The 21777-nt window shown below is 34.1% G+C and carries 22 protein-coding genes and 1 tRNA gene; 17 read left to right on the forward strand and 6 right to left on the reverse strand.

Annotated features, from left to right (window positions below; translation table 11 throughout):
* The first annotated feature begins 186 nt into the window (after positions 1–186).
* Together aroQ and OZP08_RS18465 are read left to right on the forward strand one after the other, a co-directional pair.
* Positions 187–600 carry a type II 3-dehydroquinate dehydratase gene (aroQ, locus tag OZP08_RS18460; protein ID WP_268847522.1) on the forward strand — a complete coding sequence of 138 codons (414 nt, stop codon included), beginning with the start codon at positions 187–189 and terminating at the stop codon, positions 598–600.
* An 87-nt stretch (positions 601–687) separates the two neighbouring features.
* Complete coding sequence (locus tag OZP08_RS18465; RefSeq protein WP_281322551.1) at positions 688–3153, forward strand: DUF5686 and carboxypeptidase regulatory-like domain-containing protein; 2466 nt, start codon at positions 688–690, stop codon at positions 3151–3153.
* 72 nt (positions 3154–3225) lie between these two features.
* On the opposite strand, the gene OZP08_RS18470 is transcribed toward OZP08_RS18465, so the two are convergent.
* The 4 genes from OZP08_RS18470 to OZP08_RS18485 form a co-directional block, all read right to left on the reverse strand.
* Positions 3226–4092, reverse strand: a complete 867-nt coding sequence (locus OZP08_RS18470) for a cation diffusion facilitator family transporter (RefSeq protein ID WP_268847524.1) — start codon at positions 4090–4092, stop codon at positions 3226–3228.
* A gap of 92 nt (positions 4093–4184) precedes the next feature.
* The gene (murA, locus tag OZP08_RS18475; RefSeq protein WP_281322552.1) at positions 4185–5495 is read right to left on the reverse strand and encodes a UDP-N-acetylglucosamine 1-carboxyvinyltransferase; all 1311 of its coding nucleotides are present in this window, start codon (positions 5493–5495) and stop codon (positions 4185–4187) included.
* Between the two features lie 107 nt (positions 5496–5602).
* Positions 5603–6310, reverse strand: coding sequence for a DUF4290 domain-containing protein (locus OZP08_RS18480; RefSeq protein ID WP_268847526.1), 708 nt, complete (start codon positions 6308–6310; stop codon positions 5603–5605).
* Positions 6311–6312: 2 nt separating this feature from the next.
* The gene (locus tag OZP08_RS18485; RefSeq protein WP_268847527.1) at positions 6313–6609 is read right to left on the reverse strand and encodes a DUF493 family protein; all 297 of its coding nucleotides are present in this window, start codon (positions 6607–6609) and stop codon (positions 6313–6315) included.
* Positions 6610–6994: 385 nt separating this feature from the next.
* Between OZP08_RS18485 and OZP08_RS18490 the strand changes: the two genes are divergently transcribed.
* The 5 genes from OZP08_RS18490 (at position 6995) to OZP08_RS18510 (ending at position 11617) form a co-directional block, all read left to right on the forward strand.
* Complete coding sequence (locus OZP08_RS18490) at positions 6995–7528, forward strand: AAA family ATPase (RefSeq protein WP_268847528.1); 534 nt, start codon at positions 6995–6997, stop codon at positions 7526–7528.
* Positions 7529–7644: 116 nt separating this feature from the next.
* Positions 7645–9540 carry a RecQ family ATP-dependent DNA helicase gene (locus OZP08_RS18495; RefSeq protein ID WP_281322553.1) on the forward strand — a complete coding sequence of 632 codons (1896 nt, stop codon included), beginning with the start codon at positions 7645–7647 and terminating at the stop codon, positions 9538–9540.
* On the forward strand, positions 9540–10487 hold the full coding sequence (gene fmt / locus OZP08_RS18500) for a methionyl-tRNA formyltransferase (protein WP_268847529.1): 948 nt from the start codon (positions 9540–9542) through the stop codon (positions 10485–10487). The genes OZP08_RS18495 and fmt overlap by 1 nt, the downstream gene beginning before the upstream one ends.
* 180 nt (positions 10488–10667) lie before the next feature.
* Positions 10668–10940, forward strand: a complete 273-nt coding sequence (locus OZP08_RS18505; protein WP_268847530.1) for an HU family DNA-binding protein — start codon at positions 10668–10670, stop codon at positions 10938–10940.
* 116 nt (positions 10941–11056) lie between these two features.
* Positions 11057–11617, forward strand: a complete 561-nt coding sequence (locus tag OZP08_RS18510; RefSeq protein ID WP_268847531.1) for a YqgE/AlgH family protein — start codon at positions 11057–11059, stop codon at positions 11615–11617.
* Positions 11618–11635: 18 nt separating this feature from the next.
* Here the strand turns inward: OZP08_RS18510 and OZP08_RS18515 are convergent, their stop codons facing one another.
* Both OZP08_RS18515 and OZP08_RS18520 read right to left on the reverse strand, forming a co-directional pair.
* Entirely contained in the window at positions 11636–12469 is an 834-nt protein-coding gene (locus tag OZP08_RS18515; protein ID WP_281322554.1) for an aminotransferase class IV, read from the reverse strand.
* Between the two features lie 54 nt (positions 12470–12523).
* A complete protein-coding gene (locus OZP08_RS18520; RefSeq protein WP_268847532.1) occupies positions 12524–12916 on the reverse strand; it encodes an START-like domain-containing protein in 393 nt (130 codons plus the stop codon).
* Between the two features lie 152 nt (positions 12917–13068).
* Between OZP08_RS18520 and OZP08_RS18525 the strand changes: the two genes are divergently transcribed.
* The 10 genes from OZP08_RS18525 to OZP08_RS18570 all read left to right on the forward strand — a co-directional run bounded on the left by OZP08_RS18525 (position 13069) and on the right by OZP08_RS18570 (position 21694).
* A tRNA-Met gene (locus OZP08_RS18525) sits at positions 13069–13142 on the forward strand.
* Positions 13143–13444: 302 nt separating this feature from the next.
* A complete protein-coding gene (locus tag OZP08_RS18530) occupies positions 13445–13597 on the forward strand; it encodes a hypothetical protein (protein ID WP_268847533.1) in 153 nt (50 codons plus the stop codon).
* Complete coding sequence (locus OZP08_RS18535; RefSeq protein WP_268847534.1) at positions 13578–13832, forward strand: hypothetical protein; 255 nt, start codon at positions 13578–13580, stop codon at positions 13830–13832. The genes OZP08_RS18530 and OZP08_RS18535 overlap by 20 nt, the downstream gene beginning before the upstream one ends.
* A gap of 178 nt (positions 13833–14010) precedes the next feature.
* On the forward strand, positions 14011–14424 hold the full coding sequence (locus OZP08_RS18540) for an RrF2 family transcriptional regulator (RefSeq protein ID WP_268847535.1): 414 nt from the start codon (positions 14011–14013) through the stop codon (positions 14422–14424).
* Between the two features lie 256 nt (positions 14425–14680).
* Positions 14681–17236, forward strand: coding sequence for a TonB-dependent receptor (locus tag OZP08_RS18545; RefSeq protein ID WP_268847536.1), 2556 nt, complete (start codon positions 14681–14683; stop codon positions 17234–17236).
* Between the two features lie 92 nt (positions 17237–17328).
* Positions 17329–18276 (forward strand): PstS family phosphate ABC transporter substrate-binding protein, encoded by a 948-nt coding sequence (locus OZP08_RS18550; protein ID WP_281322555.1) that lies wholly within the window; start codon positions 17329–17331, stop codon positions 18274–18276.
* 93 nt (positions 18277–18369) lie between these two features.
* Entirely contained in the window at positions 18370–19263 is an 894-nt protein-coding gene (gene pstC, locus OZP08_RS18555; RefSeq protein ID WP_268847538.1) for a phosphate ABC transporter permease subunit PstC, read from the forward strand.
* An 11-nt stretch (positions 19264–19274) separates the two neighbouring features.
* Positions 19275–20114: a phosphate ABC transporter permease PstA gene (gene pstA / locus OZP08_RS18560; protein ID WP_268847539.1), complete on the forward strand. Its 840-nt coding sequence runs from the start codon at positions 19275–19277 to the stop codon at positions 20112–20114.
* Positions 20111–20872, forward strand: coding sequence for a phosphate ABC transporter ATP-binding protein PstB (gene pstB / locus OZP08_RS18565; protein WP_268847540.1), 762 nt, complete (start codon positions 20111–20113; stop codon positions 20870–20872). Before pstA ends, pstB begins: the two co-directional genes overlap by 4 nt.
* 66 nt (positions 20873–20938) lie before the next feature.
* Positions 20939–21694 (forward strand): DUF2490 domain-containing protein, encoded by a 756-nt coding sequence (locus OZP08_RS18570; protein WP_268847541.1) that lies wholly within the window; start codon positions 20939–20941, stop codon positions 21692–21694.
* Positions 21695–21777 lie beyond the last annotated feature (83 nt).

Raw genomic sequence — 21777 nt, forward strand, 5'->3', positions numbered from 1 at the left:
ATATAATAATAATCATAGATTTAAGACAAAACAGTTTAAAACAACGCATCACACAAGTCGTAATGTTTTTTGACTAAAAATCAGAAAATCATGAACGAAATTTTTTCAATAGAAACAAAAACTTATTTTGTAAAAAACCATTCTTTAAATTGAATTCGTTTGTATATTTTTACAAAAACTAGTTTTATGAAAATAGCCATCCTTAATGGACCAAATTTGAACCTTTTAGGAAAAAGAGAACCTGAAGTTTACGGTACCCAAACTTTTGAAGATTATTTTGAAATTCTAAAGAATAAATTTCCCCAAATAGAATTAACATACTATCAAAGCAATATCGAAGGAGAATTAATTGGCAAAATACAAGAATTGGGGTTCAGTTACGATGGTATTATCCTTAATGCCGGAGCCTACACCCATACTTCAATAGGAATTGGTGATGCTATCAAAGCTGTTACAACTCCAGTAATCGAAGTTCATATTTCGAATACTTATGCCCGGGAAAGTTTTAGGCATCAATCATACATTTCCGGAAATGCAAAAGGTGTAATTCTTGGTTTTGGTTTAAAAAGTTATGATCTGGCTATTCAGTCTTTTATATAACACTTTTTAACATTTTTTTATAAAAAGCCATCTATTTTTACATGTAACAATCTTACAAGAAAGCGTCAAACATAAAAACAATAATTTATGAAAAACGCTTTTTTGTTCCTTTTTTTAGTTACTAACTTTTTTAGTTTTGCCCAAATTAAAGGTAGGATATCAGATGAGAAAGGAAATCCATTGCCTTATGTTACGATATACGAAGAAAACACCTATAACGGAACTACATCAAACGAGCAAGGATATTACGAATTAAACACAAAAAAATTAGGTCAGCACGTAATAGTCTTTCAATTTTTAGGCTTTAAAACTAAAAAGATAACAGCTGATATCTCTTCCTTCCCCTATAATTTAGATGTAAAATTGATTGAAGAAAGTTTTTCTTTAAATGAAGTTGTAATTAATCCAAAAGATAATCCTGCCAATCAAATTATAAGAAACGCTATTGCAAATAAAAAAGCAAATATCGAAAAAACAGCTCGATACAAAGCCGATTTCTATTCCCGCGGTATTTTCCGAATCAAAAATGCTCCCAAAAAAATTCTAGGACAAAAACTGGACATGTTTGATGAAGTTTTGGATTCTACAAGAACTGGCATTCTCTACTTATCGGAAACTGTTTCTAAAATCTCTTTTCAGAAACCAGACAAAATGAAGGAAACTATTATTGCCTCCAAAGTAAGTGGTGATGATAACGGATTCAGTTTTAACAATGCCGCATCAGCTAATTTTGATTTTTATGATAATTATTTACCTTTTGATGTCAATGTAGTTTCACCAATTGCTGACAATGCTTTTAATTACTATAAATACAAACTGGAAGGATCATTTTACAATGAAAACAATCAACAAATCAATAAAATAAAGGTCACCCCAAAAAGAGAGTCAGAACCTGTCATGGAAGGTTATATTTATATCGTTGATGACAGTTGGGCTATTTATGCCGTTGATGTTAACATTAAGGGAGAACAAATGCAAAATCCAGCATTGAACGTTTTGACTCTAAAACAAAACTTCGGTTACAATTCAGCTACTAAAATTTGGGTAAAAAACACTCAAACAATCGATTTCACAGCTGGAATACTAGGCATTAATATTTCAGGAAAGTTTACTTATGTATATTCTAATTTTGAATTCGATCCTCCATTCACAAAAAAAACATTTACAAGAGAAGTATTGACATTTCAAGAAAATGCCAATAAGAAAGAAGATGCTTATTGGAATACTATTAGACCTGTACCATTAACCATTGAAGAAAGCACTGATTATACCAAAAAAGATATTTTGCAGACCAAAAAGAAATCACAGGTATATCTTGATTCTATAGATAAAAAGAATAACAAACTTCATGTTTTTGATATTATTACCGGCTATACCTATAAAAATTCATTCCAAAAATGGTCTGCCGATTATGAAGGCATATTAACAGGAGTTAATTTCAACACCGTACAGGGTTGGAAAATTAGCACTGGATTGTCTTATACAGAAAGCGATCGCGAAAAAGGAAAATACACTCAATTCAGAACTGATTTTGATTATGGTTTTTCCGAAGACAAATTTAGATCAACAGGAAGTTTTATCCATAAATTTAACAATAGCAACAAAAGCGAAATTCAAATCACTGGAGGGAATCGCGTTACCCAGTTTAATGAAGAAAAGCCAATACTGGAGCTATTGAATTCCGTTAGTACTTTATTTTTCAAAGAAAATTTGATGAAGATTTATGAAAATAATTTCATCTCATTTTTATACCAGCGTGAAATTACAAATGGATTTTTCCTAAAGGCTAAAATTGATTATTCAGAAAACAAACCTTTATCAAACACCACAGACCAAACTTTTTTTCAAAAAGAAAAAGACTATACGTCTAACAACCCGTGGGCTCCAAATGACTATATAACGCCAGCTTTTGAAAAATACAATTTGATAAAGGCTAACATGGAGGTAAAAATTAATTTTGATCAAGACTACATTACACGTCCAGACGGAAAATATAATTTTTCAAAAGGCAATTATCCTGTACTCACATTGGGTTTTGAAAAAGGATTTGCCGGAAGCGAGAAAAAATATGAATTTGACCACGCAAAAGCCAAGATCTTCTATAACTCTACGCTAGGAAACAAAGGTGCTTTTTCGCTAAATGCAAAAGCTGGTAAATTGTTTAATGCCAACCAAATATCATTTGTAGACTACAAACATTTCAACGGAAATCAAACTTATATAGGACTTTCCGAAAATTATTTGAATGTATTTAATTTAATGCCTTATTATACCAATAGCACCAATGACAGTTATTTTGAGCTGCATACAGAACACAACGACAAAGGCTATATAATGAATAAAATTCCGCTATTGAATATGCTTAAATCAAACTTAGTTTTAGGTTATCACTTGCTTGCCATACCAAATAGAAGTCCTTATGCAGAATACAGCGTAGGTTTGAACAATCTCGGTTTTGGGAAATTCAAAATATTTCGATTGGATTATGTTCGCTCCTACCAAAATGGATTTCAAAAAGACGGGGTAATTCTTGGATTGAGTTTTTTCAATTAGATGTAAACTTTACCAATAAAAAAACCAATACTTTTTTGAATCGTATTGGTTTTTTTTAGGTTTTGAGTCCATTTAATTAGGCTCGATATGAATTAAGACATGCCCTAATTCTGGTATCTTTTCTCGTAAAGTATCTTTAAGTTTATGGGATAAATCGTGTCCTTCTTTTACTGTTATTTCACCATTTACTCTGGCATGAAGATCTACATGGTATTTCATTCCTGCTTTTCGGATAAAACATTTTTCTGTATCAATAATTCCGTCTACTTGATGAGATACTTGTCTGATTTCCTCAACCAAATCATCGTACAAATGTTCGTCCATTATTTCACCAAGAGCGGGTCTAAAAATGAGGTAGCTATTATATAGAATAAAAGTAGATGCAAATAAAGCTGCCCAATCATCAGCCGCTTCATAGCCTTTCCCTAAAAATAAGGCAATCGAAATCCCTGTAAATGCCGCTACCGAAGTTATAGCATCGCTTCTATGATGCCAAGCATCAGCTTTTAGAGAGGAACTATTGGTTTCTTTACTCCTTCTCATCACCAACCGAAAGGAATATTCTTTCCAGATGATAATAGCACCCAACACAAAAAGTGTCCAAGATTTTGGCAATTCGTGAGGCGTCTGGATGTTTACTATACTTTCATAAGCTATAATTGTAGCCGATGTAATAAGGAATCCAACCACTAAAAAAGTAATTAATGGTTCTGCCCTTCCATGTCCATAAGGATGATTCTCATCTGCTGGTCTATTTGAATATTTTATGCCAAATAAAACCAAAAGTGATGCAAAGATATCTGTTGTAGACTCTATAGCATCTGCAATCAAAGCATATGAATTTCCGAAAAAGCCAGCTAATCCCTTTATAAGAGCCAACGATGTATTACCGATGATACTAAAATAGGTTGCTTTTATAGCTGTTTGTTCATTAGACATATTTCGTTTTTTTATACTAAAAATCGCTTAAACAATTTTATTTTCTCCTGAAAACAATTCATTTAAGCGATTTTTAAATTGATAATTCTTTTTTATTCTCGAACTATTTTGGCTCCAATTGCTCTCAAACGTTCGTCTATACGTTCGTATCCTCGGTCTATTTGCTCGATGTTCTGAATAATACTAGTTCCTTTACCTGAAAGTGCAGCAATCAATAATGATATTCCTGCACGAATATCTGGAGAAGACATTGTCGTTGCTTTAAGCTGTGATTTAAAATCATGACCTATAACAACTGCCCTGTGCGGATCACACAACATGATTTTTGCTCCCATGTCTATCAATTTATCTGTAAAGAACAAACGGCTTTCAAACATTTTTTGGTGAATCAATACATCTCCTTTTGCTTGAGTGGCTACAACCAAAACAATACTCAATAAATCTGGTGTAAATCCTGGCCAAGGTGCATCTGCAACCGTAAGAATAGAACCATCTATATCCGTTTTTACCTCATAACCATTTTTATGCTCAGGAATATATATATCATCCCCTCTTCTTTCTAGTGTGATTCCTAATTTTCTAAAGGTATTTGGAATTACCCCTAGATTATCCCAACTCACATTCTTAATAGTTATTTCGCTTCTTGTCATAGCCGCAAGACCAATCCAAGAACCAATTTCAATCATATCCGGAAGAATTCTATGCTCACATCCTCCTAATTTTTCAACTCCTTCTATAGTTAACAAATTAGATCCTACTCCTGTAATGTTAGCCCCCATAGAGTTCAACATTTTACAAAGTTGTTGCAGATAAGGCTCACATGCAGCATTGTAAACTGTTGTTTTCCCTTTGGCTAAAACGGCAGCCATAACAATATTTGCTGTTCCAGTTACAGATGCTTCATCAAGTAGCATATCAGAACCAACAAGTCCATCTGGAGCTTCTACTCCATAAAAATGATCTTCTCTGTTGTATCTAAATTTAGCACCAAGATTGATGAACCCCTCAAAGTGAGTATCCAATCTTCTTCGTCCTATTTTGTCTCCTCCTGGTTTAGGAATATATCCTTTTCCGAAACGTGCCAAAAGTGGCCCCACAATCATGATTGAACCACGAAGTGATCCTCCTTCTTTCTTGAATGCTTCGGTTTCTAAATAACCCACATTTACCTCATCAGCTTGAAAAGTATAAGATCCTGAACCTATTTTCTCAATCTTAACCCCCAAATTACCCAATAGTGTAATCAATTTATTGATATCAATAATATCAGGAATATTGTTGATTGTTACTTTTTCTGGGGTTAAAAGTACCGCGCACAAAATTTGTAGTGCTTCATTTTTGGCTCCCTGTGGTGTGATCTCCCCTTTTAGGCGAATACCACCCTCGATTTTAAAAATTCCCATGTGTTTATTTTAAGGTTCTAAGACTCTAAGATTCTAAATTCCTAAGGCTCTTGTAAACTTTTCAGCTCGTTCCTTAGCCACTTAGTAGCTTAACTTCTCGTTTTAAATTATTTCTTATTAAACGGTTTTGATTTTCCCGTTTTGTTATTTTTATTGCTTTGAATTTTAGGTTGTCCTGAAGGTGTTATTTTGTTGGAAATCCTTTTATTGGTTCGCAATAAATCGGTAGTGTTTAATAATTCTTCTGAACTCTGAAGTAAATTCAGTTTCCCGTCTGATAACTCATAAAGATGTTCAAAAATCACTTCGTCTTTTACAGTGTCTTTGTTCCAACTTAAATAGGATTTTTTCATATGATTGGCAATAACTTTTACCAACGCATTTTTCATTTCACCTTCTTCCCATTTGTTGGCAACATCAATCATATACTTTATATTATTACCATAATACCTGTACTTTGGAAAGTTTTGAGGGTATTTTAAAGCATCTGGTTTGAGTTGTAAAACTTCGCGAGAAGGTATTGGATATGGAGAATCGGCTACCAACTTGAAATCAGACATGATAAAAAGCTGATCCCATAGTTTATGCTGAAAATCTGGCACGTCCCTAAGATGAGGATTCAAACTTCCCATTACCTGAATAATGTATTTTGCTGTTTTATTACGCTCTACATCATCTTCTATAAGAGTTGCCTGTTCGATCAATTTTTGCAAATGACGACCATATTCAGGAATGATTAAATGTTTTCTTTCAGAATTATATTCTAGATTAAAAACAACATCACTCGCTATTTCTTTTTTATATTTTTCGACCATAATTATAGGGAAACTATACCTTCTATTGTAGAAACTTCTCGGTATTTATCTATTATTTCTTGTGAATCTTTTACCTCTAAATCTATTGATATACTGGTAAATTTTCCTGTTCTAGACTTTGTTGTATTGATTACAGCTCCCATGCAGTTAAATGCTTCTTCAACTTTTTTGATATTCTCGTCGGATGTGGGAACTATAAATTTAAACAAATACTCTGCAGGCCAAGTATTACTTTTATCTAACTCAACCTTCAGTCTTTCGTAAAATTCGTTGGCTTCTTTTTCTTTATCGTTATCCATTGTTAAATTAAAAATAAAAGCAAATATACGGTTTTGATTTTAGATTTTAGATTTTAGATTTCAGAATTGCGCTTAAGAATTTAGGTTTTTTTCAAACCCCCTTATATTCTAACCCATTTTGAATTTAAAAGAGACTTTATCCCAATAAAACACCTCAAAAAAATCAATTCATTTCTCTTTAGCCCTGATGGAAGCGGCATCTCCCGATTTAGAAAAACAAGGCTTTTTGCCGTAGTTTTTGTTAATCGGGAATATAGCGTACAGCAGGAATCATTTCTCCTGAAAAAGAAACAATAATTCGCTCCTAAGCAAACCTCTAAAAATCCTAAACTATTTTTTTCAAATAACGATAACTTTAATTATTTTTGCCGTTTAATTACAGAAAGTGCAGAAAGAAATTATTGTTATCATTGGTGGTCCTGGTACTGGGAAAAGTTCTATTATAAATAGTTTGATTGCAAAAGGCTATTGCTGTTATCCTGAAATTTCTCGGGAAGTAACGCTTGAAGCTCAAAAAAGAGGCATTGAACAATTGTTCCTGGAAGACCCTTTACTGTTTAGCCAAATGCTGCTTGATGGAAGAATTAAGCAATACAATAATGCTCAAAACGAAACACATCCGATGGTTTTTATAGACCGTGGTATTCCTGATGTTGTGGCATACTTGGATTATATTGGAGATCCATATCCCGATCATTTTGACTTGGCTTGCCGCGAAAATAATTACACCAAAATTTTTATTCTTCCTCCTTGGGAAGAGATTTACGAAAGTGATAGCGAACGTTATGAAAATTTTGAACAAGCAACAACCATCTACAAACACCTTATAGAAACCTATCAAAAATATGGTTACAACCTAATTGAAGTACCTAAAGATAGCGTAGATAACAGAATTCTTTATATATTAGATAAAATTTAGTGTTCAGATTGTAGTCTACAAATAGCGGATTACAGTTCCTAGATAGTGTATTTATAAAAACATTAGTCATCTATGAGAGCCAAAATCTGAAATCTAACTACCTGAAACCTGAACTCATGCAAGAAGCATTAGCTATTCTTCAAAAGTATTGGAAACACGATAATTTTAGATCTCTTCAAAACGAAATAATTGATTCTGTTTTAAGCGGTCAGGACACTTTTGCCTTGATGCCAACAGGCGGAGGAAAATCAGTTTGCTTTCAGGTTCCAGCCATGATGAAAGAGGGAATGTGTTTGGTAATCTCGCCTTTGGTAGCGTTGATGAAAGACCAAGTTGCTAATTTGCAAAAAATCAACATCAAAGCAATCGCATTAACAGGCGGAATCAAATCTGACGAAATGATTGATCTGTTAGACAATTGTCAGTTTGGAAATTATAAATTTCTGTACGTATCTCCTGAACGATTACAATCGGATTGGATTATGGATCGAATAAAAAATCTTCCCATAAACCTAATCACTATAGATGAGGCACATTGTGTTTCGCAATGGGGACATGATTTTCGACCTGCTTATTTGAAGATTTCCGCATTAAAAAAACATTTTCCAAAAGTTCCGTTTCTGGCGCTTACCGCAACGGCAACCCCAAAAGTAAAAGAAGATATTATTACTGAATTGGGTTTGCACAACCCGAAGCAATTCGAAAAATCTTTTGCCCGAAAAAACATTGCCTATATGGTTTTTGAAGTCGAAGATAAACTTTTTAGAGTTGAGCAAATCCTTAAAAAAAATCCGCAACCTTCTATAATTTACGTCCGAAACAGAAAATCATGTCTAGATATTTCGAACCAATTACAATCGTTAGGATTTAAAGCCACTTATTATCACGGAGGCCTTTCGTCTAAAGAAAAAGACAAAAACATGCAGTTGTGGATGGAGGAAAAAGCCCAAGCCATAGTGGCTACAAATGCTTTTGGAATGGGAATTGACAAAACCAATGTAAAAACCGTTATTCATATTCAGCTACCAGAAAATATTGAGAATTACTACCAAGAAGCTGGACGCGCCGGTAGAAATGGCAATAAAGCCTTTGCTGTATTATTGACAAGTCCATCTGATATTATTCAGACCGAAAGTCAATTTATAAATATCCTTCCCGACAAAGCTTTTTTGAACACTATGTATGTCAAACTCTGTAATTATTTTCAAATTGCTTATGGAGAAGGGATTAACGAACAGTTTACATTTAACTTACATCATTTTTGTTTAAAGTATGGATTTCCTGCGCTAAAAACCTTTAACGCGATGCGTTTTCTGGACGGACAAGGTGTTATTACCTTATCTCAGGAATTTTCAGAAAAAATAACATTACAATTTATAATTCCATCAAAAGAAGTCATTCGCTACACAAGCCTGAACCCTAATGATGAAGAAATCATTTTGGCCATACTAAGAACCTATCCGGGAATTTATGAAATGCAAACTGCTTTTAACCTTCCGTTAATAGCCAAAAAATCAAATCGTTCTGAAGCCCAAGTACTAGCCGTATTACACAAATTAAAAGACAAAGACATTATTGATTATCACTCAAAGAACAATGATGCTACTTTAATATTTAATGAAATTCGAGAAGACGAAAGAACTATTAGTAAAGTCTCAAAATATTTAGAGAGACAGAATCAGCTCAAAAAAGAGCAACTGCAATCAGTATTACATTATATTAAAGAAACCAATGTTTGCAAAAGCAAAATGATTTTAGATTATTTTGGAGAAAAAGCAACTAACGATTGTGGCATTTGCTCGTATTGTATAACAAAAACAAGCACTCAAAAAGATTACGATACACTTTCTAAAAAAATAATCAAGCTATTACAAACAGAAGATTTAAATTCAAGAGAAATCCAAAATATAATTAAAGATACCTCAGACGATATTATCTTTGTACTACAACAATTACTAGAAAATGGAATCCTAACCATTTTAAAGAATAATAAATACACCTTAAAATCATAATGGAAAAATTAAGAATTATATTCATGGGAACCCCAGAATTTGCTGTTGGAATTCTGAACACCATAATCAAGAACAATTACGAAGTAGTTGGAGTAATTACTGCTGCTGACAAACCTGCAGGTCGTGGACAAAAATTAAAATACTCAGCTGTTAAAGAATACGCCTTAGAAAACAACCTTCCTCTTCTACAACCTACAAATCTAAAAGACGAAAACTTTCTTAAGGAATTAAAATCATTGAATGCCAATTTACAAATTGTTGTGGCGTTTAGAATGCTACCTAAAGTCGTTTGGGAAATGCCTGCGTTAGGCACCTTCAATCTTCACGCTTCACTGCTTCCTAATTATAGAGGTGCCGCTCCTATTAATTGGGCAATTATAAATGGAGAAACAAAAACCGGAGTCACTACCTTTTTTATAGATGACAAAATAGATACTGGAGCCATGATCTTAAGTTCCGAAACTGAAATTTCTGAATCTGAAAATGCAGGGCAGTTACACGATCGCTTAATGCATTTAGGAAGCGGAACCGTTATAGAAACATTACAATTAATAGAAAACGGAAATGTAACCACAACTATTCAGACCGATTCGCCAGAAATCAAAACGGCTTATAAACTAAATAAAGAGAATTGTAAAATCGACTGGGCGAAATCGGCATCAGAAATCAATAACCTTATCCGAGGGCTAAGCCCCTATCCTGCGGCTTGGTGCTTTTTTAGTGACAAGGATGAAGAGTGGAATGTAAAAATATATGAAGCCAAAATCATTTTGGAACAACACGAACATCCTATTGGAAGCTTGCTTTGCACCAAAAAAGAAATGAAAATTGCCGTTACAGGCGGCTACATCCAAATATTGAGTTTACAATTCCCAGGCAAAAAGAAAATGAACACGCATGAATTATTAAATGGTATCGTTTTTTCCGAAAGTGCAAAAGCCTATTAGAATCAATAAAAACGGGAGTTTTATGATTTTTCAAGAAAAAAAACCTTGTTTTATGAACAATGAACCCAAGTTATTAACAAAAAGCACTAAAATCAAGTAAAACCCTTGCAAGAAACATTATTCCTATTAAATTTGTTGTAATAACAATTCTTATTAACCAACAATTAATACCTTATTATTATGAACAAATCAGAATTAATCGACGCTATCGCTGCTGATGCAGGAATCACAAAAGCTGCTGCAAAATTAGCTTTAGAATCATTTTTAGGAAATGTAGGTGAAACTTTGAAAAAAGGCGGAAAAATTTCTTTAGTAGGTTTTGGATCTTGGTCAGTGTCATCTAGAGCTGCAAGAGACGGAAGAAACCCACAAACAGGTAAAACTATCCAAATCGCTGCAAAAAATGTTGTGAAATTCAAAGCTGGTGCAGATTTAGAAGGAGCAGTAAACTAATATAGTTTAACTTATATAATCAAACCTTCCTATGGAAGGTTTTTTTTATACTTTCAACGATTATATTTGGTCTCAACATCGTTTTTTAATTAAATTTAAATAAAAAATATAGCCTTATGATTTCCGAAAAATTAAAAAAAGGGTATTTACTTATCGCAGAACCATCCATAATTGGAGACCTATCTTTTAATAGATCTGTGATACTTTTAGCTGACCACAACGAAGATGGCTCAGTAGGCTTTATCATTAATAAACCTTTGAAATACACCATCAATGATCTTATTCCAGAAATTGATGCTACTTTCAAAATTTATAATGGAGGACCGGTAGAACAAGACAATCTTTACTTCATCCACAACATTCCAGAATTAGTCCCTAATAGTATAGAGATCTCAAATGGAATTTATTGGGGAGGTAATTTTGAATCAATTAAAGAACTCATCAATAACGGTAAAATCAAAAAAGACAACATTCGTTTCTTTTTAGGCTATACTGGTTGGGATGAGCATCAATTAGAAACAGAAATGGAAGCCAATTCGTGGATAATCACCCAAAACAGTTATGAAAACAAAATAATTGGCAAATCAGCAACCCATTTCTGGAAAGAACAAATCATAGAACTTGGAGGAGAATACCTCATCTGGTCAAATGCACCAGAGAATCCATATTTAAATTAAACTACACTATTAAGAAAACTACACTATTAAGTTATTAAGCTCTGCTACTAAAGCTTTGGATAACTCGATCGAAAATGTTTTTTTCCTATATCTTGTAATGGGCTGAATCCCTTTTATCACATTAGTCATAAATAATTCATCTGCTTTTTGAAGATCAAAAGAAGAAATTACTTCTTCCAACACTTCAAGTCCGTCCATTTTTTTAGCAATTTTTAAAATTTGCTTTCTCATAACGCCATTCAAACATCCTTCTGATACTGGAGGAGTAATTAAGACATTTCCTTTTAACATAAAAATATTTCCTTGAAGCACCTCTACAACATTTTTACTGTCGTTTAACAAAATACAGTTATCCAATCCGTTTTCATTAGCGTAAATGCTCCCTGTTACATTTACAAGACGATTTGTTGTTTTTATAGAAGACAACAAATGCTTGGTCACATAAAAATCTTTGTATAAATCAACTTCATATTCTTTTTCATCAACAGAATACGACCCATTCTCAATAGAAATTGCCTGTATTAGAAAAGAAACCGTATTATCTTGAGGTAAATAATACCCTCCTTCATTTCTATAAACAGTTATTCTTGCGCGTGCCGATGATTCTAAGCCATTATTCTTTACTAAAGAAAGAATTTGCTCTTCCATGTACTCCATGGTGAAATTCATTGGAATTTCCATTCTAATCACACGCATTGAAGACATCAACCTAAAATAGTGATCTTCTATAAATAGAATTTTAGAATTTACAATTTTTACCGTCTCAAAAACGGCATCACCGTATAAAAAACCACGATTTTGAACTGCTATATTTGCATCCTGAGGTACTAATGCTCCATTAAAATTTATCATAAAAAAAGCCTGAATTAATTCAGGCGCAAATATAAGTTATAATATACAAATTTACTATACCGAACCAATTACATGTTTCAAGTCTGAAATTTGATTTTCCCATAATTGAGTAGCCTCTTCAATTTCCTCTTTACGAGCAAAATCAACTACCATCAAAGAAACATCTTTGGTAAGTTCATCAACTAAAATATTAAGCTCAAAAAAGTACTCCGTATCTTTATTATTAGCATCAACCCATTTAAATTTTACTTTTTCCCCAGATTTTTTAGATGCAAGCCTCGCTCTTTCCTCGGAGTCGTTCCAAATAAATGTAAAAAACTCACCACGTGAATTAACATTATCAGCAAACCATTCGGATAAACCGGAAGGTGTTGAGATATATTGATACAATAATTGAGGAGAAGAATTTATGGGGAATTCGATTTCGTAACGTATTTTAGAATCCATGAATTTCGTTTATTTTTTGTGAAATATATAGAATATTACGACAAGAAAAAAGCATTTTGAAAAAAAAATTTTTTTTATCATTTTTGCTTGCAAACTCTAATTATTGTTTTATATTTGCACCCGCATTCAGGGACAGAAATTATCCCGAATATGGCGAGGTAGCTCAGTTGGTTAGAGCGCAGGATTCATAACCCTGAGGTCACGGGTTCAACTCCCGTCTTCGCTACAAAAGGCAAAACCCTTAAACAGAAATGTTTAAGGGTTTTTTATTGGAATTATGCTTAGATAAAATCAACTTGAAGTTTATTAAAGGAGAGTTCCGAGGAAGGTTTTTTCACAAATTGAAATACAAATAGTAAACAGGAAGAATATTAAAAATCAAGTTTTTCGCCTTTATCGTTTAAAATTCATCCAATAATTTTATTCCTAAAGCTGATAAAACTGTTAGAACTAAACACTCTTTTTAGAAACCATTCGTTGAATACAAGGATTTTTTTGTATCCTTACACAAAATAATTCTTGAATAAAATGGGAAAACTAGAAAAAACCAAAATAAAAAGTTTTTTATACAAATTCCCAAGATTTACAGAACAAGAAGAATACTATAAAACAGAATTCGATAAAAAGAATGTCAAATACTTAAAAAGAGCAAAGGAACAATATGGATATAGTCAAATTTAAAATCACGCCAAAAACGATAAAAGTAGAAGTTCGTAACTCAAATAATTATGTTTTTAATTTTAATACAGCTTTAGAAATTGAAAAAAAGGACAAAGAGGTTTTACTTAAACTATACAATGCATTAGACCTTCTTTTTAGAAAAGAAAACACTAGCGAGGTAAAAAATTATATTTCGCCCAATCAAACCAATATACTTGACCAAATTGCCGCTGTAGATGACTTAGAAATAAAGTGAATTGAATACGCAAACAAAAACTAGAATCTTTTAGCATATGCACATACTTCATTGCAAAGGCTTCTTGCTTCAAAAATTAAATTTTAAAGATTTAAAATAAAGAATTATATTTGATATTTGATTTTCTTCAAAAAAAATCTTTTTAGGTTTTATATTTATTAAAAAAACAATTTCCATAATGCTTTCACACAAAACCAAATACGCCCTTAAAGCACTCCTCTATTTAGCTCAACAAGATGAGAATCACATTTCAAGAACTATTGAAATTGCAGAAGGCGCTTCTATCCCTAAAAAGTTTTTGGAACAAATACTTTTGGATTTAAAAAGAGGTCATTTTGTAGGCAGCAAACAAGGAAAATACGGCGGTTATTATCTTTTGAAAGACAAAGAAACCATTACTTTGGCTGATATTCACCGATTATTTGACGGTGCAATCGCATTACTTCCATGTGCTTCATTAAATTTTTACGAGCGTTGTTCAGATTGCGTTAGCGAGTCGGAATGCCATCTACGACACGGGTTGGTGGTTATTCGAGACGAAACTTTGAAAGCTATGCAAGGCATTACAATCGCCTCATTGGTAAAAAAATAAAAAAATATTTTTTAAACTTGACTATATTTATAGAATTTATATATATTTGCACCGAATCAAAATAATGATAACCATCAAAATTACCCCTATGCAAACGATTAAAAGCAAAAAAACCAAAGTCAGGAAAAAAAATAAGAAAACAATTCCTTCAAGAATAGAAAAAAACATCACTCAACTGATGTGTATGTGTATGTGCTAGTTTATCAAAAAAAAATTTAAATTTAAACTCTACTAATTACATATAACATACATAATAATGAGAACTATATTTTCAAAATCAATTTTAAGTTTATTACTCCTATTTATTTTTTCAACCTCTTTTGCACAAAGCATTGTAACAGGTATCGTAAAAGACAATCAACAAAATCCTTTAGCCGGTGTTAATATTGTACTGAAAGGAACAAAGTACAATACTATTTCCGATTCAGATGGAAAATTCAGTATTGAAACCAGAGAAAAGCTTCCTTTTTCTTTACTAGTACAATATATTGGCTTTACCTCTAAAGAACTAAAAATAGATCAATTAACTAATGCTCCTCTAGATATAACTCTTATCCCTGAAAGCGAAAATGTTCTAGTCGAGGTTGTGGTTTCTTCCAGACGCCGAATAGAAAAAGTCCAGGATGTTCCAATTGCAGTGTCTGTTGTAACTGGAAAGCAGGCAGAACAAACCGGATCTTTCAATGTAAACCGCATAAAAGAATTGATTCCATCAGTACAGCTTTACTCTTCAAATCCAAGAAATACAGGAATTAACATTCGTGGTCTGGGTTCTCCTTTTGGGCTAACCAATGATGGTATCGATCCAGGTGTTGGTTTCTATGTTGATGGTGTTTATTATGCTCGTCCAGCAGCAACAACCCTAGATTTTATTGATGTGGACCGAATTGAAGTATTGCGCGGACCACAAGGATCTTTATTTGGCAAAAACACGACTGCCGGTGCATTTAACATAACTTCTCGAAAACCAAGTTTTACATCGGGTGCCGATTTTGAAATTAGCTACGGAAATTATGCCTACCTACAAGCCAAAGCCTCTGTTACTGGTGCTTTGAGCAAAAAAATAGCAGGTAGAATCTCATTTTCAGGAACACAACGTGATGGTTTAATCGAAAATATTGCAACAGGAAGACATACAAACACTCTTAATAACCAAGGTTTTAGAGGTCAATTATTATTTACTCCAACAGAAAACACAAACATCACTTTGGCTGCTGACCTTACGACCCAGCATCCAGACGGATATGCACAAGTAGTTGCAGGTGTGGCTCCTACACAAAGACCAGCTTATCGCCAGTTCAACGCCATTATTGCCGATTTGAATTATCAATTACCAAGTCTTAATGCCTTTGACCGCAAAATTGATCACGATACGCCATGGCGCTCAGGACAAGATTTAGGAGGTGTGTCTCTAAACATTGACACTAAAATTGGAGGAGGAACGCTTACCTCAACCACTGCTTGGCGTTTTTGGACTTGGGATCCGTCTAACGACAGGGACTTTACAGGATTGCAAGTACTTGCTAAATCACAGAATCCATCAAGACAAACACAAATCACCCAAGAGCTTCGTTATGCCGGTCAGGTTAGCTCCAATTTGAGTGGTGTTGTAGGCGTATTCTTTATTGACCAAACAGTAAAAACAAACGGAACTGAAGAATCAGGTGATGCTCAATGGAGATTTTCACAAAGCACCACAAGTTCATTATGGAAAACCCCAGGTCTTTTTGAAGGATATGGAATAAAAACCGTTTCCAGCATCAGATCATCCAGTGCAGCAGTTTTTGGTCAATTGGATTGGGCAATAACAGACAAACTTCATGTATTGCCAGGTCTTAGATATAATTTTGACAAAAAAGACGCTAAATATGATCGTAAAACCTATGGAGGACTTCAAACAACTGACCCAGCATTAATTGCTTTAAAAAAATCAGTTTACTCGGATCAAGCTTTTCAATCAGCTACTGATGACACAGACTATTCTGGGAATATAACTGTATCCTATAAAGCTTCGGACAAAATCAATGCTTACGCCACTTATGCAAAAGGATACAAACCAGTTGGTGTTAACGTAGCTGGTCTTCCTACTCTTGCCGGTCAACCAATACTTGAGCTTGCCGTAATTAAACCAGAAGAGGTAAACCATTATGAAGTAGGTGTAAAAACATCTCCTTTTAAAAATTCTATATTGAATTTAACTGCTTTCGATACAGAAATTAAAGACTATCAAACCAATGTTCAAGCAGCTGAATTAGGTGTTAATCGCGGGTATCTTGCCAATGCTGACAAAGTTCGTGTACGAGGTGTAGAAGTAGATGCCAGTGCATCTGTAAACAAAAATTTAAGTTTCAGTGGAGCCTTATCCTATACTGAAGGGATCTATGTAAAATTTACAAATGCTCCATTGCCATTGGAAGAAACTGGAGCACCAGTAGCATTCAAAGATGTTTCGGGTACAGATTTACCGGGTGTGTCTAAATGGGCAGGAACTTTAGGAGGAGAATATTCTAAAAGTGGAAGAATCTTCGGGAATACAGGAAAATTCTTCTTGGCAATAGATTCTTATTCCCGTTCTTCTTTTTCATCAAGTGCATCAGCTTCAAAATATCTAGTGGTTCCTGGTTATTCTATTTTCAATGGACGTCTTGGTTTCCGCGCATCAGAAGGTTTATCGGTTCATATTTGGGGTCGTAACCTTTTAAACAAAAATTACTACGAGCAATTATTGCCTGCTGGAGGAAATGCTGGGCAATACGCCGCAGTACTGGGAGATCAGATCACTTATGGAGTTACTTTAAAATATACACTATAATAATTTTAGAAAATCAAAAAGTTAGCTTGACACAGTAAACAAGTTAACTTTTTGATTCAGTATTTTTTTTCTAACATAAAAACAAAAAAAAAATGAAACTGTACAAAAAAACACTGTTATCATTAACTGTGCTAATAATAGCAAACATAACGCCTAATAAAGTTTCTGCACAAGATATATCAGGCAACATCAGTATTTCCGGAGCTTTTGCCTTATATCCTATTACCGTAAAATGGGCAGAAGAATTCAAAAAAGCACATCCAAAAGTTAAAATTGACATTCAAGCCGGCGGTGCTGGAAAAGGTATAACAGATGTACTGTCTAAAGTAACCGATATTGGACTGGTTTCTCGTGAACTGAATGCAGCAGAATTCAAAAAAGGCGCTTATCCGATTGCTGTTACTAAAGATGCAGTAATTCCAACCATTAGCGCCTCTAACCCTTACAAAAAAGTATTGTACCAAAAAGGGGTAAAAAAAGAAGCTTTCAATAATATTTTCATCACAGGAAAATACAAAACTTGGAACACTTTAGGTTTCAAAAGCGCTGCTCCAATTCATGTCTACACAAGATCCGATGCGGCTGGAGCTGCCGAAACCTGGGCTAGCTATTTTGGCAAAAAGCAAGAAGACTTACAAGGAGTTGCCGTATTTGGAGATCCAGGATTGGCACAGGCTGTTCAGAGAGATCCTTCAGGAATTGGTTTTAACAATATCGTTTATATCTACGACACTAAAACCAATAAACCAACTAATGGGATAGTGGCTGTCCCTATTGACCTCAACAATAATGGCAAACTAGATCCGAATGAAAATTTTTATAGTGACATCGATAAATTAATTGCTGCAATTGCATCTGGCAAATACCCATCACCTCCCGCTCGTGATTTGTATTTTGTAACTACTGGAAAACCAAAAAATGCAGCTGTCAAAGCATTCCTAAAATACATTCTTACGGAGGGTCAAAAATTTGTTTCGGAAGCCGGATACATCAAACTTTCGCAAGAAAAATTGAAAAAAGAATTAGGGAAGATTAAATAATACTTCTAAATCAAAAACATCCACCCCAAGGCAAAATACCAAAATAATAAGCCCCTTAAAAATAATTTTGCCGGGGTGGTCTACTATATCTAAATGAAAAACATAAGATTACTCAAAGATCATCTTATCAGTAAAATATTCTTAGCACTTACCCTCCTATCCATCTCAACAGTGGTATTGATTGCGCTAGGTTTGTTCTACAAGTCAGTGCCTATATTAAACAGCACTTCATTATATAATTTATTATTCTCGTCCGAATGGAAACCTTTCAAAGAAGCCTTCGGATTTTATCCTTTTATTGTTGGCACACTTTGGGTTACCGCAATTGCCATTATTATTGCTTTACCATTATCAATGCTAACTGCTATTTATCTCTCTGAATATGCGCACATTCGCGTTCGAAAGTTGGTTTTGCCGTTAATAGAATTATTGTCGGGAATACCTCCTGTTCTTTATGGTGTTTGGGGAGTTCTGGTCATTATCCCTTTGATACAAGACCAAATAGCGCCACATTTTGTTGAATTCACAACAGGTTATTCTGTATTGGCTGGAGGGATCGTTTTGGCAATTATGATTTTTCCGCTTATAATCAGCATTGTGATTGAAGTCTTTGATAATGTGCCACAAGACTTACGGAATGCCTCTTTGTCATTGGGTGCTACGCAATGGCAAACTACCAAAAAAGTAGTTCTCCGAAAATCAATTGACGGAATTGTTGCTGCTGTAGTTCTCGCAATTTCCAGAGCCTTTGGGGAAACCATTGCTGTTTTGATGGTTTGCGGTAATTTGGCACAAGTTCCACAAAACCTATTTGATTCGGCTTATCCCCTTCCGGCACTTATTGCGAATAATTATGGAGAAATGATGTCTATTCCCATGTATGATTCGGCATTGATGTTTGCAGCTCTGCTCCTATTTGTCATCATCTTTATATTCAATGCGCTCTCGAGAATCATTTTATATAGAATCGAAAAAAGAAACAACTAAACCCAATCAAAATGAGAAAAATAGAAGAAAATATATTCAAAGTTTTGATGATACTAAGTACCGTCATCATCAGCAGTACCTTGTTTATGATAGTGTACACCTTGTTCTCAAAGGGCATTGGTTCATTGAGTTGGGACATGGTTTCTAAAATCCCCGAAGGTGGTTTTTACATTGGTAAAGGAGGCGGTATTCTGAATGCCATTGTAGGTTCTATTTACATCACCATAGGTTCAACTTTATTAGGTCTTTTAATCAGTCTTCCGATTGTTATTTATATTAATGTGTATGCCAAAAGAAATGCAACTTTAGCATCGATTACCCGATTGAGCTACGACATCTTGTTTGGGATTCCATCTATCGTTTACGGTGCTTTTGGATTTGCTATCATGGTTTATATGGGATTGAAAACTTCATTATTGGCAGGAATCATTACTGTAACACTAATGATAATCCCAATATTGGTAAGAGCTATAGACGAAGTCGTTCGCGTCGTACCGGAAGACATGAGCAATGCAGTTTTTTCTTTGGGGGGAACACGCTATGAATCGGCTAAGATCATATTGCGACAATCCATTCCGGGAATTGTAACAGCCATCTTATTGTCATTCGGAAGAGCTATAGGAGATGCCGCCTGTGTGCTGTTTACTGCAGGCTTTACGGATAGCATCCCAACTTCTCTCGATCAACCTGCAGCAACTTTGCCGCTGTCTATATTTTTTCAATTAAGCAGCCCGATTAAAGAAGTTCAAAACCGTGCGTATGCCGCAGCAGTAATCCTTACCATTATCGTTTTAGTCATTAACATTGTGGCAAAAATAGCCAGCAAAAATCTTTCAAAAAATAAAATATGATCATTCAACCACACATAAGTATCCAAAATTTAAATGTTCACATTGGCGAAAACCATATTCTGAAGAACATTAATCTTGACATTCCAGACAAGAAAGTAACCTCCTTAATTGGTCCGTCCGGTTGCGGAAAAACAACTTTACTGAAAACCATGAACCGATTACTCGACCGTCAAAATGATGTGCATGTAGATGGTAAAGTTCTGGTGGATGGTGAAAACATATACGATCCAAAAGCTGAAGTGACACACATCCGAAAAAAGATGGGTTTGCTCTCTCAAAGACCTTTTCCGTTGCCAATGAACATTTATGATAATATTGCTTACGGACAACGCATTCACGGAAATAATAACAAAAAAGAACTGGACGAAATCGTAGAAAAATACCTTCGTGGTGTGAATCTTTGGGACGAAGTAAAGGACCGTCTAAAATCTCCTGCTACCCGACTGTCTATTGGTCAACAACAGCGATTATGCTTAGCAAGAGGACTGGCTATTGAACCGGAAATTATCTTGGGAGACGAACCAACATCTGCCTTAGATCCTATATCGACCCAAGCTATCGAAGAATTATTTATGCAATTGAAAGACAAATACACAATTGTACTTGTTACACATATTTTGCGCCAAGCTAGAAGAGTTTCTGACTATATTGGTTTTGTTTATATGGGAGAGATTATTGAATTTGGTCCTACCGAAGAAGTGCTTTTGAATCCAAAAGAAAAACTAACCAAGGATTATGTAAAAGGCTTTTTGGTCTAAAGCAAAAAATAAATTCTATTTATATGATAGAGTTTATGTACATTTGCCAAAAACAGAAAAAACCCCATGAAAACCATCAGAATCTTTTGTCTTTTATTAGTATGTTTTGTTTCCAGAGCTCAAACTGAAAAAAATATAGATCATCAAAGTCTGCTTTGGATACGCTATTACAACCAATTGACATTAAATCACAAATGGTCGTTACATACTGAATTTGACAATCGGGTTTTTATTCAGCCTTTTGAACAAAATTTATATCTGATTCGTGAACACGGACGCTATAAAATCAATACTAATTTAGACGTAGGAGTCGGTTTTTCATATTTCTCTGTAGCAACACAAAATCCGGATATTACTTATGGTTTTAGAGTACCAGAATACAGAACTCAGCAAGACATCACTTGGAAACAAGAATATGGCAACTTCACAATGAATCAACGCTTTCAAGTAGAAGAACGATTTATTCACAATGCCAATAAAGAAGGATTACAGCCAGGAACTACATTTTCTTGGAGATTTAGATACCGTCTACAAGGTGAATATTCCTGTTGGAAAAAAGAAAGTCAGTATCTAAAAGCTGTTGTTTATGATGAATTAATGATTAATGCCGGAAAAAGCATTGTTAATAACACCTTTGACCAAAATAGAATTTACGCCGCCTTGCAATACGGTGTTAATAAAAACATTGCTTTAGAATTGGGTTATTTAAACAGTTTCCAACAGCGCGCAAGTGGTGTTGATTATTTTGATAGAGATATTATTCGGTTTACCCTTTTTCATAAAATAAAACTAAAAGAAAAGAACAAAACACAAACCAATTAAGATTTTAGGAAGTTCTATTCCTAAGTAAAGTTTGACTTATACCTTTTTGGTTTGTTTAATGAAAAAAATGTCTTTTTAAAACA

This window comes from Flavobacterium aestivum, from assembly GCF_026870175.2.
Lineage (GTDB): Bacteria > Bacteroidota > Bacteroidia > Flavobacteriales > Flavobacteriaceae > Flavobacterium > Flavobacterium aestivum.